This window comes from Staphylococcus pasteuri (assembly GCF_030547725.1).
GTDB lineage: Bacteria > Bacillota > Bacilli > Staphylococcales > Staphylococcaceae > Staphylococcus > Staphylococcus pasteuri.
In genome coordinates this window covers 159,669-178,219 of the sequence record NZ_JAUOQO010000005.1, presented here as the reverse complement: position 1 = coordinate 178,219, position 18,551 = coordinate 159,669, and the positions used below count along the sequence as shown (strand labels likewise).

Here is an 18,551-nt window from a genome sequence, read left to right as displayed (position 1 = left end):
ATGGATAATTCATTACATGCAACAACGATATATGCTGTTAGACATAATGGCGGTGCTGCAATGGCAGGAGATGGACAGGTCACATTAGGCCAACAAGTCATTATGAAACAAACAGCTAGAAAAGTGAGACGTTTATATGATGGTAAAGTGCTTGCAGGCTTTGCAGGTAGTGTTGCCGATGCATTTACACTTTTTGAAAAATTCGAAACTAAATTACAACAATTTAGCGGAAATCTTGAAAGAGCTGCTGTTGAACTTGCGCAAGAATGGCGAGGAGATAAACAACTACGTCAACTTGAGGCAATGCTAATTGTTATGGATAAAGATGCTATTTTAGTTGTAAGTGGTACAGGAGAAGTTATAGCACCTGATGATGATTTAATCGCCATTGGTTCAGGTGGGAATTACGCATTAAGTGCAGGTAGAGCACTTAAGAGACATGCAACTCATATGTCTGCTGAAGAAATGGCATATGAAAGTTTGAAGGTTGCATCTGACATTTGTGTATTCACAAATGATAATATTATAGTTGAAACATTATAAATATATTTAATCATTCGAGCAAATTGATTTGTATATAAATTAAATAACACTAATTTCAAGTAATTTATGATATATGGAGGTAAAGCATTTATGGATACAAATGGTATTAAATTAACACCGAAAGATATTGTATCTCGATTAAATGAATATATTGTCGGGCAAGATGATGCAAAGAGAAAAGTAGCCATTGCTCTACGAAATAGATACAGAAGAAGTTTATTAGATGAAGAATCTAAACAAGAAATTGCACCTAAAAATATTTTAATGATTGGACCAACAGGTGTTGGTAAAACTGAAATAGCTCGTAGAATGGCTAAAATAGTTGGTGCGCCATTCATTAAAGTAGAGGCAACTAAATTTACTGAAGTAGGTTATGTAGGACGAGACGTAGAAAGCATGGTAAGAGACTTAGTAGATGTATCCGTTCGTTTAGTCAAAGATGAAAAGAAAGAATTGGTTAAAGATGAAGCAACTCAAAAAGCCAATGACAAACTAGTTAAATTGTTAGTTCCAAGTATGAAGAAAAAAGCTTCTCAAGGAAACAATCCGTTAGAATCACTTTTTGGTGGTGCTATTCCTAATTTTAATCAGAACAATGAAGAAGAGGAAGAACCACCAACAGAAGAGATTAAAACAAAACGTTCTGAAATCAAACAACAACTTCAAGAAGGTAAGTTAGAAGAAGAAAAAGTACGTATTAAAGTTGAACAAGATCCTGGTGCATTAGGCATGTTAGGAACGAATCAAAATCAACAAATGCAAGATATGATGAATCAACTTATGCCTAAGAAGAAAGTTGAACGTGAAGTACCAGTTAAAACAGCACGTAAAATATTAGCAGATGATTTTGCTGATGAGTTAATTGATCAAGAAACTGCAAACCAAGAAGCATTAGAATTAGCAGAACAAATGGGTATTATCTTTATTGATGAAATTGATAAAGTGGCAACAAATAATCAAAATAGCGGACAAGATGTTTCAAGACAAGGTGTCCAAAGAGATATCTTACCAATCCTTGAAGGTAGCATGATTCAAACTAAATATGGTACTGTAAATACTGAACACATGCTATTTATTGGCGCTGGTGCATTCCATGTTTCTAAGCCTAGTGATTTAATTCCAGAACTTCAAGGTAGATTCCCAATTAGAGTAGAACTTGATAGTCTATCAGTCGAAGACTTCGTAAGAATTCTTAAAGAACCTAAATTATCACTAGTTAAACAATATGAAGCATTACTTGAAACAGAAGAAGTAACTGTTAATTTCTCTGACGAAGCTATTACTCGATTAGCTGAAATCGCATATCAAGTTAACCAAGATACAGATAATATTGGTGCTCGTAGATTACACACAATATTAGAAAAAATGTTAGAGGATTTATCATTTGAGGCACCAAGCATGCCAAATGCTGTAGTTGATATTACACCGCAATATGTAGACGATAAATTAAAATCAATCTCAACAAATAAAGATTTAAGTGCATTTATTCTATAAATATACAAAGAAGGAGAAAAATTATGAGCTTATTATCTAAAACAAGAGAGTTAAACACTTTATTACAGAAACACAAAGGCATCGCAGTAGATTTTAAGGACGTAGCCCAAACAATTAGTAGCGTTACAGTTACAAATGTATTCATCGTGTCGAGAAGAGGTAAAATTTTAGGATCAAGTTTAAACGAATTACTTAAAAGTGATCGTATCATTCACATGCTTGAAGATAGACACATCCCTGCAGAATACACTGATCAATTAATGGACGTAAAAGAAACACAATCAAATATTGATATTGATAATGTTTTAACTGTATTCCCTCCAGAAAATAGAGAAGTATTTATTAATAGTAAAACAACTATTTTCCCTATACTAGGTGGAGGAGAAAGATTAGGTACCTTAGTTTTAGGAAGAGTACAAGACGATTTCAACGAAAACGATTTAGTTTTAGGTGAATATGCAGCTACTGTTATCGGAATGGAAATTTTACGTGAAAAACACAATGAAGTAGAAAAAGAAGCACGCGATAAAGCTTCAATTACTATGGCGATTAATTCATTATCATATTCTGAAAAAGAAGCTATTGAACACATCTTTGATGAATTAGGTGGTAACGAAGGATTACTAATCGCATCTAAAGTAGCTGATAGAGTTGGTATTACTCGTTCAGTAATTGTTAATGCTTTACGTAAACTTGAAAGTGCTGGTGTTATTGAGTCACGTTCACTAGGTATGAAGGGTACATTTATAAAAGTTAAAAAAGAAAAATTCTTAGACGAATTAGAGCGAAATAAATAATAAATCAATTTAGGTTTGGGTAGTGTACTTTTATACCTGAACCTTTTTTATGTTATCTACTCAGTTGTTTTTTGATTGTGATTTTAACATTAATTAAGAGATTAAAAGTTGCTCAATTACATTCAACTAATCAGTAGAAAGCCATTGCATTAAACATCAAATTATGATATATTTATTTTCGGCTATGAAGCCAATACGCACATAATAAATGTAAATATAGAGGGTGCAATATTTAATTATTGTCTTTATATGAGTTTGTTATGGAGGTAATTAACCAATAGGAGGAATTTATAATGGCAGTTATATCAATGAAACAATTGTTAGAAGCTGGTGTTCACTTCGGCCACCAAACACGTCGTTGGAACCCAAAAATGAAAAAATATATCTTCACTGAAAGAAATGGTATTTATATCATTGACTTACAAAAAACAGTGAAAAAAGTTGAAGAAGCATACAACTTTATTAAACAAGTATCTGAAGATGGCGGTAAAGTCTTATTAGTAGGTACTAAAAAACAAGCACAAGAATCAGTTAAAGCTGAAGCAGAACGTGCTGGACAATTCTACGTTAACCAAAGATGGTTAGGTGGAATCTTAACTAACTACAAAACAATCTCAAAACGAATCAAACGTATTTCTGAAATTGAAAAAATGGAAGAAGACGGATTATTCGAAGTATTACCTAAAAAAGAAGTTGTTGAACTTAAAAAAGAATACGACCGTTTAATTAAATTCTTAGGCGGTATTCGTGATATGAAAACTATGCCTCAAGCATTATTCGTAGTTGATCCTCGTAAAGAGCGCAACGCAATTGCTGAAGCACGTAAATTAAATATTCCAATCGTGGGTATTGTTGACACTAACTGTGACCCAGATGAAATTGATTATGTAATCCCAGCAAACGACGATGCTATCCGTGCCGTTAAATTATTAACTGGTAAAATGGCAGACGCTGTTTTAGAAGGTCAACAAGGTGTATCAAACGAAGAAGTAGCTGCAGAACAAAACATCAATTTAGATGATAAAGAAGAATCTGACAAAGCAGAAACAACTGAAGAAAACACTTCTGTTGAATCAAACTAAGTTATAGTTTAAATGGGTGATAAGATACTAATGCTTATCACCTTTTTTTAAAAAATAAAAATAAAGTATAGAGTATTGGAAATTTTACTAACAATAATGGTAGAATTTAGATATATCTATAATAGAATTATATATACTGGAGGAATAATTAATGGCAATTTCAGCTAAACTTGTAAAAGAATTACGTGAAAAAACTGGCGCTGGTATGATGGACTGTAAAAAAGCGCTAACTGAAACTGATGGTGATATGGATAAAGCGATCGACTACTTACGTGAAAAAGGTATTGCTAAAGCAGCTAAAAAAGCTGATCGTATCGCTGCAGAAGGTCTTGTACATGTTGAAATCAATGGTAACGAAGCAGCTATCGTTGAAATCAACTCAGAAACAGACTTCGTTGCTCGTAACGAAGGTTTCCAAAATTTAGTTAAAGAAATTGCTAACCAAGTTCTTGCTACTAAAGCAGAATCAGTTGATGCATTAATGGAAACTAAATTTGAAGACGGTAAAACTGTTGACGAAAAAATGAAAGAAGCTATTTCTACAATTGGAGAAAAATTAAGTATCCGTCGTTTCTCAGTTAGAACTAAAACTGATAACGATGCTTTTGGTGCTTATTTACACATGGGTGGACGTATCGGTGTATTAACAGTTGTTGAAGGTACTACTGACGAAGAAGCAGCTAAAGATGTTGCTATGCATATCGCTGCAATCAACCCTAAATACGTTTCATCTGATCAAGTAAGCGAAGATGAAATTAGCCATGAAAAAGAAGTACTTAAACAACAAGCATTAAACGAAGGTAAACCAGAAAACATCGTTGAAAAAATGGTTGAAGGTCGTTTACGTAAATATTTACAAGAAATTTGTGCTGTTGACCAAAACTTCGTTAAAAACCCAGACGAAACAGTTGAAGCTTTCTTAAAATCTAAAGGTGGTAAACTTGTTGACTTCGTACGTTATGAAGTAGGCGAAGGTATGGAAAAACGTGAAGAAAACTTCGCAGATGAAGTTAAAGGACAAATGAAATAATTAGTCATATTGTTAACAAGAAAGAAGACACCTGAAAGGTTTTCTCAAAGTGAAGTAGATACTTTGCTTTAGAGAAGACATCCGTGTCTTCTTTACTTATATACTTTTACATATTTCTACTATAGAGAGGATAAGAAAATGGCTCAAACTTCAAAATATAAACGTGTAGTCTTAAAACTTAGTGGTGAAGCACTTGCAGGTGACAAAGGTTTTGGTATAAATCCAATGATCATTAAAAGTGTAGCTAAACAAGTTGCTGAAGTAGCAAAAATGGATTGTGAAATTGCTGTCATCGTTGGTGGCGGTAATATTTGGAGAGGTAAAACAGGAAGCGATTTAGGTATGGATCGCGGTACTGCTGACTATATGGGCATGTTAGCTACAGTTATGAACGCTTTAGCTTTACAAGATAGCCTTGAACAATTAGATTGCGATACTCGAGTATTAACTTCAATCGAAATGAAACAAGTTGCAGAACCATATATTCGTCGTCGTGCTATTCGTCACTTAGAGAAGAAACGTGTTGTTATCTTTGCGGCTGGAATTGGAAATCCTTATTTCTCTACGGATACTACAGCAGCTTTACGTGCAGCTGAAGTCGAAGCTGATGTCATTTTAATGGGTAAAAATAATGTTGATGGCGTATATTCAGCTGACCCTAAAGTAGATAAAAATGCAGTTAAATATGAACATTTAACACATATTCAAATGTTACAAGAAGGATTACAAGTTATGGACTCAACAGCATCATCATTCTGTATGGATAATAATATTCCATTAAATGTGTTCTCAATTATGGAAGAAGGCAACATTAAACGTGCTGTTATGGGCGATAAAATTGGTACATTAATTACAAAATAATACGAGGTGTAAAAAATGAGTGACATTATTAAAGATACTAAATCAAGAATGCAAAAATCAATCGATAGTTTATCTAAAGAATTAGCTAATATTAGTGCAGGAAGAGCCAATTCTAATTTATTAAATGGTGTAAATGTAGATTACTATGGTGCACCAACGCCAGTGCAACAATTAGCAAGTATTAATGTTCCTGAAGCAAGATTACTTGTTATTTCACCATATGATAAATCATCTGTTGCTGATATCGAAAAAGCTATAAACGCTGCTAACCTTGGTGTTAATCCAACTAGTGACGGTGAAGTAATTCGTATTTCTGTACCTGCTTTAACTGAAGAACGTCGTAAAGAATTAGTTAAAGAAGTTAAAAAAATCGGTGAAGACGCAAAAGTTTCTATAAGAAACATCCGTCGTGACGTAAACGACCAAATCAAAAAAGATGAAAAAAATGGTGACATTACTGAAGACGATTTAAGAAGTCAAACAGACGATGTTCAAAAAGCTACTGATAATTCAATTAAAGAAATTGATCAATTAGTAGATGATAAAGAAAAAGACATTATGTCAGTGTAATTAAACTTTAATGCGATAGTTTCATCTTGCCAGATACAATACATCTGGAGATGAAATTGAAAGACAAAATGATGCTATTTTCATTCTAGTCTAAACTGTACCAAGTAAGACTTTGGTACAGTTTTTTTATTTGCTTATTCAATGCTATAAATGAGTATGATAAAATGGTAGATGATTGTTTAAACAACCTATACTATATTACAGAGATGATCAGGCTCGGAGGAAAGACCATGTTTAAAAAGCTTAGAAATAATAACAAGAGTGAAAATAATCAATTTAATGATTTAGATTTACATAATATACCTGAACATGTTGCTATTATTATGGATGGAAATGGGCGTTGGGCTAAAAAACGCAGAATGCCTCGCATAAAAGGACATTATGAAGGTATGCAAACAATCAAGAAAGTCACAAGAGAAGCTAGTGATATCGGTATCAAATATCTTACCTTATACGCTTTCTCCACTGAAAATTGGTCTAGACCTGAAAGTGAAGTAAACTATATTATGAATTTACCAGTTAATTTTCTAAAAACATTTTTACCTGAATTAATTGAAAAGAATGTTAAAGTAGAAACAATTGGTTTTCAAACAGGGTTACCGAAATCAACAATCGAAGCTATTGATCATGCCAAAGAAAAGACAAAAAATAACACAGGATTGAAATTAATTTTTGCAATTAATTACGGTGGTCGTGCTGAAATTGTCCAAAGTATGAAGATGATATTTGATGAACTTCAAGAAAATGGACTTAATAGTAATGATATTAATGAAACGATGATAGATCAGCATTTAATGACCCAAAATTATCCTGATCCAGAATTATTAATTCGAACTTCTGGCGAACAAAGAATAAGTAACTTTTTAATTTGGCAAGTTTCATACAGTGAATTCATTTTTAATGAAAAATTATGGCCAGACTTTGATGGTGAAGAATTGAAAAATTGTTTAAAAATTTACCAATCTCGCCAAAGACGTTTTGGAGGATTGAGTGAGGAGTAAAGTAGTATGAAAGTAAGAACATTGACAGCAATTATTGCTCTATTAATATTCTTGCCCATCCTATTAAAGGGTGGATTAGTATTAATGCTTTTTGCTAATTTATTAGCATTAATTGCATTAAAAGAACTTTTAAATATGAATATGATTAAATTTGTATCAATTCCAGGGATTATTAGTGCTATTGGATTAATTATCATTATGTTGCCACAAGATGCTGGAAATTGGGTACAAGTCATTCAATTGAAAAGTTTAATTGCTATGAGTTTTATAGTGTTAAGTTATACTGTTTTATCTAAAAATAGATTTAGTTTTATGGATGCGGCATTTTGTTTAATGAGTGTTGCATACGTAGGAATAGGCTTTATGTATTTTTATGAAACACGTTCTGAAGGTTTACATTATATATTATTTGCATTCTTGATTGTTTGGTTAACTGACACTGGTGCTTATTTGTTTGGACGTTTAATGGGAAAACACAAATTATGGCCGGTTATTAGTCCTAATAAAACAATTGAAGGATTTATAGGTGGTATTTTCTGTAGTTTATTAGTACCTCTACTCATGCAATTTTTTGTAGACTTCAACTTAAATGTATGGTTACTATTGCTTGTAACTATTATTTTAAGCATGTTTGGTCAATTAGGTGATTTAGTAGAATCAGGATTTAAAAGACATTTTGGTGTTAAAGATTCAGGAAGAATTTTACCAGGTCATGGTGGTATATTAGATAGATTTGATAGCTTTATGTTTGTATTACCATTATTAAACATTCTTTTAATTCAAATTTAATATCATCAATCATTTTCAAATAAATATAATGTTATAATGGGGGAGTTATTGAAATGTATTATCATTTCTTAACTCCTTTTCATAACTTATACATAACTTTTATGGAAAAATTAGAAATTTTGAAATGCTTATCCAAATTTGTATGCTAAATTTGGTAATCGTAATATAATGTTTTTATTATTGTCTTATTATTAATGGAAGTTATAAATTGAAATATTACTTAAAAAATTGAGGTGTAGCGCGTGAGCTATTTAATTACAATATTAGCGTTCATCATAGTATTTGGTGTACTAGTCACTGTTCATGAATATGGACATATGTTCTTTGCTAAAAGAGCAGGCATTATGTGCCCGGAATTTGCTATTGGTATGGGCCCTAAAATATTTAGTTTTAGAAAAGATGAAACGTTATATACGATACGAATTTTACCTGTAGGTGGGTACGTTCGTATGGCAGGAGATGGACTTGAAGAACCACCTGTCGAACCTGGTATGAACGTTAAAATTAAATTAAATGAACAAGATGAAATTACACATATCATCTTAGATGATCAACACAAATTTCAACAAATTGAAGCAATTGAAGTAAAACAATGTGATTTTAAAGATAATTTATTTATTGAAGGAATTACTTCATATGATGAAGAACGTCATCACTTTAATATTGCTAAGAAAGCATATTTTGTTGAAAATGGTAGTTTAATTCAAATTGCCCCAAGAGATCGTCAATTCACACATAAAAAACCTTTACCTAAATTTTTAACATTATTTGCAGGACCATTATTCAATTTTATTTTAGCAATCGTGTTATTTATTGGTTTAGCTTATTATCAGGGTACACCTACAACAACAGTAGGAGATTTGGCAAAAGGTTTACCAGCTGAAAAAGCAGGTCTAAAAGCTGGAGATAAAATTGTACAAGTCGGCAATCATAAGGTTAAAGACTACAATGATATTAAAAAGGTTTTAGATAAAAATAAATCTGCTAAAACAACTATTAAAGTTGATCGAGATGGCAAGACTAAATCAATTGATTTAGAACCTAAGAAAAGAGAAATCAAACAAACTAAAAATAAATCTGAAACCGTTTATCAAATTGGTTTTATACCAGAGAAAGAACACACCGTATTTAAACCTTTAGTTATGGGTGTTGAACAATTCTTCAAAGCAGGCACTTTAATATTTACAGCTGTTGTCGGAATGATAGCTAGTATTTTCACAGGCGGATTTTCATTTGATATGTTAAATGGTCCTGTTGGTATATACCATAATGTGGATTCAGTGGTGAAATCAGGTATCATTAATTTAATTACTTATACAGCACTATTAAGTGTTAACTTAGGGATTATGAATTTATTACCAATACCTGCATTAGATGGCGGACGTATTTTATTTGTTTTCTACGAAGCAATATTTAGAAAACCTATAAACAAAAAAGCAGAAACGACTATTATTGCAGTCGGTGCTATTTTCGTAATTATTATTATGATCTTAGTTACTTGGAATGACATACAACGATATTTCTTATAAATAGGGAGGCAAAGTTACTATGAAACAATCTAAAGTTTTTATACCAACAATGAGAGAAGTACCTGCAGAAGCAGAAGCTTTAAGTCATAGATTACTATTAAAAGCAGGTTTAATTAAACAAAGTACGAGTGGAATTTATAGTTATCTACCACTAGCAACTCGTGTACTTAATAACATTTCTAAGATTATTCGTGAAGAAATGGAAAGCGTTGATGCAGTAGAAATTTTAATGCCAGCGCTACAACAAGCTGAATTATGGGAAGAATCAGGTCGTTGGGGTGCCTATGGTCCTGAATTAATGCGTTTAAAAGACCGTAATGGACGCGAATTTGCATTAGGACCTACACATGAAGAAGTCGTAACATCACTTGTAAGAGATGAATTAAAATCATATAAGCGATTACCGATAACATTATTCCAAATTCAATCTAAATTTAGAGACGAAAAACGTCCTCGTTTTGGCTTACTACGTGGAAGAGAATTTATTATGAAAGATGCATATTCTTTCCATGCTGATGAAGCTTCATTAGATGAAACATATCAAGACATGTATAACGCATATGATCGCATCTTTAAACGTGTAGGTATCAATGCGCGTCCAGTTGTAGCAGATTCTGGTGCTATTGGTGGTAGTCATACTCACGAATTTATGGCATTAAGTGAAATTGGTGAAGATACTATTGTTTATAGTAACGAGACAGACTATGCTGCGAATATTGAGAAAGCTGAAGTCGTATATCATGCCAATCCTAAAGAATCAAGCGGTAAAGCTATGGAAAAAATAGCTACACCAGGTGTTAAAACATCTCAAGAATTAGCAGACTTTTTAAACAGACCGTTAGATGAGATTGTTAAAACAATGATTTTCAAAGTAGATGGCGAATTTATAATGGTGTTGGTTAGAGGGCATCATGAATTAAATGACGTAAAATTAAAAGCTTATTTTGGTACTGATAATATTGAAATGGCTACGCAAGATGAAATTGTCAATTTATTGGGTGCTAGTCCTGGTTCATTAGGTCCAGTTCACGATAAAGATATAAAAATTTACGCAGATCATTTTGTGAAAGATTTATCTGATTTAGTTGTGGGTGCAAATGAAGATGGATATCACTTCGATAATGTACAATTAGACCGTGATTTTAAAGTAGATGAATTTGGAGACTTTAGATTCATTCTCGAAGGAGAAACATTAGCTGATGGTTCTGCTGCACAATTTGCTGAAGGAATTGAAGTAGGACAAGTATTCAAACTCGGTACTAAATATTCTGAAGCAATGAACGCAACGTTCTTAGATAATCAAGGAAAAGCTCAGCCACTTATTATGGGATGTTACGGAATTGGTGTATCAAGAACGTTAAGTGCAATCGTTGAACAACATAATGATGATAATGGAATTATTTGGCCTAAATCAGTAACACCATTTGATTTACATTTAATCACTATTAATCCTAAAAAAGATGACCAACGCGAACTTGGAGACCAATTGTATAATCAATTAATGAAGCAATATGATGTATTATATGACGATAGACAAGAGCGTGCCGGCGTTAAATTTAATGATTCAGATTTAATTGGATTACCTATTCGAGTTGTTGTGGGTAAACTTGCTTCAGAAGGAATTGTTGAAGTAAAACAACGTTCAACAGGAGAAAGTGAAGAAATTCATATTGATCAATTAGAAGATTACATTAAAGATTTATATTTAACATTAAACTAAATTACGATTAATAAATATTGTATAAGAAATATTTACATTATTTAGTATTCGAGCATTGAGTAGGAGTGTGATAACGAATTCAAATTGAGTTCTTATCCACTCCTTTATTTTCTTTTAAAATTTCAAAATGTAATCAATGAAATATAAGTCATTTAAGCGTATAATATAATATAAATTTGCTTTGAACTTCATAGCATAAATCAGTATAATTTGTAGCATTGATATCATATTAATCATGGGAATTTTCGAGAGAATTATATATTTAAGGTGGTTTTCGTATTGGCAATGACAAATCAGGAAAAATTTAAAGTACTTGCTGATCAAATTAAAATTTCTAATCAGTTAGATTCAGAAATCATAGAGCAAGGCGAGTTAACAAGAATTGATGTCTCAAGTAAAAACAGAACATGGGAATTTCATATTACATTGCCGCATTTTTTATCACATGAAGACTACCTACTCTTTAATCATGCAATAGTAGAAGAGTTTAAAGAAATAGCTACTGTAAAATGCTATTTCACAGTAAAAAATACTGATAATCAAGATGAACATGCTATCAAATATTTTGGGCATTGTATTGACCAAACAGCATTGTCACCTAAAGTTAAAGGTCAGTTAAAACAAAAACGTTTGATTATGTCAGGTAACATTTTAAAAGTAATGGTATCTAATGATATCGAGCGTAATCACTTTGATAAAGCATGTAATGGTAGTTTAATAGCAGCATTTAAAAATTGCGGATTTGATATTGATAAAATTGTGTTTGAAACAGATAATACCAATCATGATGATGACTTAGCGTCACTAGAAGCACATATTCAAGAAGAAGATGAACAAAGTGCACGAGAAGCTACTGAAAAATTAGAAAAAATGAAAGCTGAAAAAGCTAAACAACAAGATAATAATGAAAGTGATGTAGATAAGTGTCAAATTGGTAAACCAATTCAAGTTGAAAATCTACGTTCTATAGAGTCTATTATCGAAGAAGAATTTAAAGTGGCTGTAGAAGGTGTTATTTTTGATATCAACTTAAAAGAGTTAAAAAGTGGACGCCACATTGTAGAATTAAAAGTAACAGATTATACCGATTCATTAGTGTTAAAAATGTTTACACGTAAAAATAAAAATGATTTAGATCATTTCAAAGCATTAAGTGTAGGTAAATGGGTACGTGCACAAGGTCGTATCGAAGAAGATACATTTGTCAGAGACCTAGTTATGATGATGTCTGACATAGAAGAAATTAAAAAATCTCCTAAAAAAGATAAAGCTGAAGTAAAAAGAGTTGAATTCCATTTACATACATCAATGAGTCAAATGGATGGTATTCCTAATATTAGCGGATATGTTGACCAAGCCGCTCAATGGGGACATAAAGCTATAGCTGTTACTGACCATAATGTTGTTCAAGCATTTCCAGATGCCCATGCAGCAGCTGAGAAAAATGGTATTAAGATGATATATGGTATGGAAGGTATGTTAGTAGACGATGGCGTTCCAATTGCATATAAACCTACTGATCGAGATTTAAAAGATGCTACCTATGTAGTATTCGACGTTGAGACTACAGGTTTATCAAACCAATACGATAAGATTATTGAATTAGCTGCCGTTAAAGTACACGATGGAGAAATCATTGATAAATTTGAGAGATTCAGTAACCCACATGAAAAACTATCCGAAACAATCATTAACTTGACACATATTACAGATGACATGTTAACAGATGCTCCAGAAATCGAAGAAGTGCTTACAGAATTTAAAGAATGGGTTGGCGACGCAATATTTGTAGCTCACAATGCTTCTTTCGATATGGGATTCATTGACACGGGTTATGAACGATTAGGCTTTGGACCATCAACTAACGGAGTTATTGATACGTTAGAATTATCACGTACAATCAATACAGAATACGGAAAACACGGTTTGAATTTCCTTGCCAAAAAATATGGCGTGGATTTAACACAACATCACAGAGCCATTTATGATACCGAAGCAACTGCTTATATTTTCATTAAAATGGTACAACAAATGAAAGAATTAGGTGTAACTAACCATATTGATATAAATAAAAAGTTAACCAATGAAGATGCTTATAAAAGGGCAAGACCTTCACACGTCACTTTAATCGTACAAAACCAACAAGGATTGAAAAATCTATTTAAAATAGTAAGTGAATCGCTAGTTACTTATTATTACAGAACACCTAGAATCCCTAGATCGTTATTAAATGAATATAGAGAAGGTATACTTGTTGGAACTGCATGCGATGAAGGTGAGTTATTCACTGCAGTAATGCAACGTGATCAATCTGAAGTTGAAAAAATAGCTAAATATTATGACTTTATAGAAGTACAACCTCCTGCATTGTATCAAGATTTAATCGATCGAGAACTTATCAGAGATACTGAAACATTACATGAAATCTATAATCGATTAATAGAAGCGGGTAAAAGTGCGAATATCCCAGTTATTGCGACAGGTAATGCACATTATTTATATGAACATGATGCTATTGCACGTAAAATACTTATTGCTTCACAACCAGGTAATCCGTTAAATCGTTCGACATTACCAGAAGCACATTTTAGAACAACTGATGAAATGTTAGATGAGTTACACTTTTTAGGCGAAGAAAAAGCATATGAACTCGTAGTAACTAATACTAATGCTTTAGCTGACCGAATTGAACGTGTTGTTCCGATTAAAGACAAACTATATACACCGAGAATGGATGGAGCTAACGAGGAAATTCGAGAATTAAGTTATAGCAATGCTAAAAAGTTATACGGCGAAGACCTACCTCAAATAGTTATTGATCGTTTAGAGAAAGAATTAGATAGTATTATAGGTAATGGTTTCTCAGTTATTTATCTAATTTCACAACGTTTAGTTAAAAAATCATTAAATGATGGTTATTTAGTTGGTTCACGTGGATCAGTTGGATCAAGTTTTGTGGCAACGATGACAGAGATTACTGAGGTTAATCCATTGCCACCTCATTACATTTGTACGCACTGTAAAACGAGTGAGTTCTTTGATGACGGTTCTGTTGGTTCAGGATTTGATTTACCTGATAAGAAATGTTCACAATGTGGTAATGATTTAATTAAAGAAGGACAAGATATCCCGTTCGAAACATTCTTAGGATTTAAAGGGGATAAAGTACCCGATATTGACTTGAACTTTAGTGGTGAATACCAACCCAATGCACATAACTATACAAAAGTATTGTTTGGTGAAGATAAAGTTTTCCGTGCAGGTACTATCGGTACAGTTGCTGAAAAAACAGCATTCGGTTTCGTTAAAGGTTATTTAAATGATCAAGGTATTCACAAACGTGGCGCAGAAGTTGACCGTTTAGTTAAAGGTTGTACAGGCGTTAAGAGAACTACAGGTCAACACCCTGGTGGTATTATCGTTGTTCCAGATTATATGGATATTTATGATTTTACACCAATACAATATCCAGCCGATGATCAGAGTTCAGCTTGGATGACAACACACTTCGATTTCCATTCAATTCATGATAATGTATTGAAACTCGATATACTTGGACACGATGATCCTACAATGATACGTATGTTACAAGATTTATCTGGCATTGATCCTCATACGATACCTGTTGATGATAAAGAGACGATGAAAATCTTTAGTAGTCCTGAAAGTTTAGGCGTTACTGAAGAAGAAATTTTATGTAAAACAGGTACGTTTGGCGTCCCTGAATTCGGTACTGGATTCGTAAGACAAATGCTCGAAGATACTAAGCCAACTACTTTCTCTGAGTTAGTTCAAATTTCAGGATTATCTCATGGTACAGACGTTTGGTTAGGTAATGCACAAGAATTAATCCGTGCAGGCATTTGTGATCTATCATCAGTAATTGGTTGTCGTGATGATATTATGGTGTATCTAATGTATGCAGGGTTAGAGCCTTCTATGGCCTTCAAAACGATGGAGTTTGTGCGTAAAGGTCGTGGTTTGACTGATGAAATGGTTGAAGCTATGAAAGAAAATGATGTCCCAGATTGGTATTTAGATTCATGTCGTAAGATTAAATACATGTTCCCTAAAGCCCATGCAGCTGCCTATGTATTAATGGCAGTTCGTATTGCGTATTTCAAAGTGCATCATCCACTATATTATTATGCATCATACTTTACTGTTAGAGCATCTGATTTTGATTTAATTACAATGATTAAAGATAAAGAAAGTATTAAAAATACAGTTAAAGATATGTACTCAAGATATATGGATTTAGGCAAAAAAGAAAAAGACGTGTTAACTGTTCTTGAAATTATGAATGAAATGGCACATCGTGGTTACCGCATGCAGCCTATCAGTCTTGAAAAAAGTCAAGCATTCGATTTCATAATTGAAGATGACAGTTTAATTCCACCGTTTATTGCTGTTCCAGGACTAGGGGAAAACGTTGCTAAGAGAATTGTTGAAGCGCGAGAAGAAGGACCATTTTTATCAAAAGAAGACTTAAATAAAAAAGCAGGTCTATCACAAAAGGTAATTGAATACTTAGATGATTTAGGTTCATTACCAGGCTTACCTGATAAAGCACAATTATCAATTTTCGATATGTAAATTAAAAATAAGAGTTAATTTTAGTAATCAATTTATAGAATAACTATTTCATTTTAATGAACAACCATAGTGATTATGCTGTGATTTGTTTACAAGTGAAACTTATGATATACTTATATTGCTTAAAAAATTAGTAACTCAGGCAAAAGAGTGGGCATATACCCGCTCTTTTCTATTTGCCTAAAAGGGAGGCCTGTATGAGTAAAATAGCTGAACAAGTAGAACCTATTATTCAACCCGTATTAGATGACCTTAACTTTGAACTAGTTGAAATTGAGTATGTTAAAGAAGGTAAAGATCATTTTTTAAGAATTTCTATAGATAAAGATGGCGGTGTTGATTTAAATGATTGTACGTTAGCATCTGAAAAAATCAGCGAAGCAATGGATGAAAACGATCCTATACCTGAAATGTATTACCTTGATGTTGCTTCTCCAGGTGCTGAAAGACCTATTAAAAATGAAAAAGCACTTAAAGATGCAATTACACATCCTATCTTTGTATCACTTTATGCACCTATTGAAAAAGAAAAAGAATGGTTAGGTATTTTAAAAGATGTCAAAGAGGATATTATACTAATAGAAGTTAAAGAAAAATCTAAAACTAAAACGATAGAAATACCACGCAATAAAATTGCAAAAGCACGTCACGCAGTAATGCTTTAACGTGGTGAGGAGGAAAAATCGTGTCAAGTAATGAATTATTATTAGCTACTGAATATTTAGAAAAGGAAAAGAAAATTCCTAGAGAAGTTTTAATTGATGCAATTGAAGCAGCTTTAATTACAGCATATAAGAAAAACTATGATAGTGCTAGAAACGTGAGAGTAGAGTTAAACATGGATGAAGGTACTTTCAAAGTTATAGCAAGAAAAGAAGTTGTTGAAGAAGTATTCGATGGCAGAGAAGAAGTGGATATTAGTACAGCATTAGTTAAAAATCCAGCATATGAAATTGGTGACATTTACGAAGAAGACGTAACACCTCAAGATTTCGGACGCGTAGGTGCTCAAGCTGCAAAACAGGCTGTTATGCAACGCTTAAGAGATGCTGAAAGAGAAATTCTTTATGATGAATTTATCGACAAAGAAGAAGACATTTTAACAGGTGTTATTGATCGTGTTGATCATAGATATGTATACGTAAATTTAGGCCGTATTGAAGCAGTATTATCTGAGGCTGAAAGAAGTCCTAATGAAAGTTACATTCCAAATGAACGAATCAAAGTATTTGTTAATAAAGTTGAACAGACAACTAAAGGACCTCAAATTTATGTTTCAAGAAGCCATCCAGGTTTACTAAAACGTTTATTTGAACAAGAAGTACCTGAAATCTTTGACGGTACAGTTATTGTTAAATCTGTTGCACGTGAAGCTGGCGATCGCTCTAAAATCAGTGTTTATTCTGAAAATCCTGATATTGATGCAGTTGGTGCATGTGTAGGTTCTAAAGGTGCACGTGTAGAAGCGGTTGTTGAAGAACTAGGTGGAGAAAAAATTGATATCGTTCAATGGAATGAAGATCCTAAAGTATTTGTAAGAAATGCGTTAAGTCCATCACAAGTATTAGAAGTCATTGTTGATGAAGAAAATCAATCAACAGTTGTTGTCGTTCCAGATTATCAATTGTCATTAGCTATTGGTAAACGTGGTCAAAATGCACGTTTAGCTGCTAAACTGACTGTATGGAAAATTGATATCAAATCTGAAAGCGATGCACGTGAAGCGGGTATTTATCCTGTTATTGAAACTGAACCTATTGCGGACGAAGTAGTCAATACAGGTGACGAAGATGTTGAATTTGATGATGTGAATTTAGAAGAATCTAATTTAACAACTGCAGAATTAGCTGCTGAGACAGATGAAGAATTAGAAGAAACAGATGACGTTTCTGTTGAAGATAAAGATACAGAAAAATAGGTTGGAGTGATGATGTAACATGAAAAAGAAAAAAATTCCAATGCGTAAATGTATCATATCGAATGAAATGCATCCTAAAAAAGATATGATTAGAGTTGTGATCAATAAAGAAGGCGAAATTTTTGCTGACGCTACTGGTAAGAAACAAGGACGAGGTGCTTATGTTTCAAAAGATGTCCAATTAGTAGAAAACGCACAACAAAAAGAAGTTTTAGAAAAATATTTTAAAGCGTCAAAAGAACAATTAGAACCTGTTTATAAAGAGGTTATTCGTTTAATTTATAGAGAAGAGATTCCAAAATAATGAATGAGAAGATATTTAATTTTTTAGGGCTTGCAATGAGAGCTGGCAAAGTGAAAACGGGTGAATCAGTTATTGTCAATGATATGCAAAAAGGCAATATAAAATTAGTTATATTAGCTAATGATGCTTCTCCTAACACTATGAAATTAATACAAAATAAAACTTCGAGTTATAAAGTGCCATTAAGGGTATTTGGAACTAGAGAAGAGTTAGGGATAGCTATTGGTAAAGGTGAGAGGGTGAACGTAGGTTTAACTGATCAAGGTTTTGCCAAAAAATTGCTATCTATGATAGATGAATATCATGAGGAGTGATTA

General features: G+C 32.7%; 16 protein-coding genes. All 16 read left to right on the top strand.

Annotated features, from left to right (window positions below):
* The 16 genes from hslV to Q4528_RS07155 all read left to right on the top strand — a co-directional run bounded on the left by hslV (position 1) and on the right by Q4528_RS07155 (position 18,548).
* The gene (gene hslV, locus Q4528_RS07230) at positions 1 to 543 is read left to right on the top strand and encodes an ATP-dependent protease subunit HslV (RefSeq protein ID WP_017638382.1); all 543 of its coding nucleotides are present in this window, start codon (positions 1 to 3) and stop codon (positions 541 to 543) included.
* A 90-nt stretch (positions 544 to 633) separates the two neighbouring features.
* Complete coding sequence (gene hslU / locus Q4528_RS07225; RefSeq protein ID WP_017638381.1) at positions 634 to 2,037, top strand: ATP-dependent protease ATPase subunit HslU; 1,404 nt, start codon at positions 634 to 636, stop codon at positions 2,035 to 2,037.
* Between the two features lie 23 nt (positions 2,038 to 2,060).
* A complete protein-coding gene (codY, locus tag Q4528_RS07220) occupies positions 2,061 to 2,834 on the top strand; it encodes a GTP-sensing pleiotropic transcriptional regulator CodY (RefSeq protein ID WP_017638380.1) in 774 nt (257 codons plus the stop codon).
* 293 nt (positions 2,835 to 3,127) lie between these two features.
* Complete coding sequence (gene rpsB, locus Q4528_RS07215; protein WP_303521075.1) at positions 3,128 to 3,916, top strand: 30S ribosomal protein S2; 789 nt, start codon at positions 3,128 to 3,130, stop codon at positions 3,914 to 3,916.
* A gap of 151 nt (positions 3,917 to 4,067) precedes the next feature.
* On the top strand, positions 4,068 to 4,946 hold the full coding sequence (gene tsf, locus Q4528_RS07210) for a translation elongation factor Ts (protein WP_017638378.1): 879 nt from the start codon (positions 4,068 to 4,070) through the stop codon (positions 4,944 to 4,946).
* 138 nt (positions 4,947 to 5,084) lie between these two features.
* Positions 5,085 to 5,807, top strand: a complete 723-nt coding sequence (gene pyrH / locus Q4528_RS07205) for a UMP kinase (RefSeq protein ID WP_017638377.1) — start codon at positions 5,085 to 5,087, stop codon at positions 5,805 to 5,807.
* A gap of 15 nt (positions 5,808 to 5,822) precedes the next feature.
* Positions 5,823 to 6,377, top strand: coding sequence for a ribosome recycling factor (gene frr / locus Q4528_RS07200; protein ID WP_017638376.1), 555 nt, complete (start codon positions 5,823 to 5,825; stop codon positions 6,375 to 6,377).
* 230 nt (positions 6,378 to 6,607) lie between these two features.
* A complete protein-coding gene (gene uppS / locus Q4528_RS07195; RefSeq protein ID WP_046466612.1) occupies positions 6,608 to 7,378 on the top strand; it encodes an undecaprenyl pyrophosphate synthase in 771 nt (256 codons plus the stop codon).
* Positions 7,379 to 7,384: 6 nt separating this feature from the next.
* Positions 7,385 to 8,167, top strand: coding sequence for a phosphatidate cytidylyltransferase (locus Q4528_RS07190; protein ID WP_017638374.1), 783 nt, complete (start codon positions 7,385 to 7,387; stop codon positions 8,165 to 8,167).
* 242 nt (positions 8,168 to 8,409) lie between these two features.
* Positions 8,410 to 9,696, top strand: a complete 1,287-nt coding sequence (gene rseP, locus Q4528_RS07185) for an RIP metalloprotease RseP (RefSeq protein ID WP_017638373.1) — start codon at positions 8,410 to 8,412, stop codon at positions 9,694 to 9,696.
* A gap of 19 nt (positions 9,697 to 9,715) precedes the next feature.
* Positions 9,716 to 11,416 (top strand): proline--tRNA ligase, encoded by a 1,701-nt coding sequence (locus Q4528_RS07180; RefSeq protein WP_017638372.1) that lies wholly within the window; start codon positions 9,716 to 9,718, stop codon positions 11,414 to 11,416.
* 285 nt (positions 11,417 to 11,701) lie between these two features.
* Positions 11,702 to 16,012, top strand: coding sequence for a PolC-type DNA polymerase III (locus tag Q4528_RS07175; protein ID WP_303521134.1), 4,311 nt, complete (start codon positions 11,702 to 11,704; stop codon positions 16,010 to 16,012).
* 197 nt (positions 16,013 to 16,209) lie between these two features.
* A complete protein-coding gene (gene rimP, locus Q4528_RS07170) occupies positions 16,210 to 16,677 on the top strand; it encodes a ribosome maturation factor RimP (protein ID WP_017638370.1) in 468 nt (155 codons plus the stop codon).
* Positions 16,678 to 16,697: 20 nt separating this feature from the next.
* The gene (nusA, locus tag Q4528_RS07165) at positions 16,698 to 17,930 is read left to right on the top strand and encodes a transcription termination factor NusA (protein ID WP_303521071.1); all 1,233 of its coding nucleotides are present in this window, start codon (positions 16,698 to 16,700) and stop codon (positions 17,928 to 17,930) included.
* Positions 17,931 to 17,949: 19 nt separating this feature from the next.
* Positions 17,950 to 18,234, top strand: a complete 285-nt coding sequence (gene rnpM / locus Q4528_RS07160; RefSeq protein WP_017638368.1) for an RNase P modulator RnpM — start codon at positions 17,950 to 17,952, stop codon at positions 18,232 to 18,234.
* Positions 18,234 to 18,548, top strand: a complete 315-nt coding sequence (locus Q4528_RS07155) for a L7Ae/L30e/S12e/Gadd45 family ribosomal protein (protein WP_398573681.1) — start codon at positions 18,234 to 18,236, stop codon at positions 18,546 to 18,548. Before rnpM ends, Q4528_RS07155 begins: the two co-directional genes overlap by 1 nt.
* Positions 18,549 to 18,551: the final 3 nt, after the last annotated feature.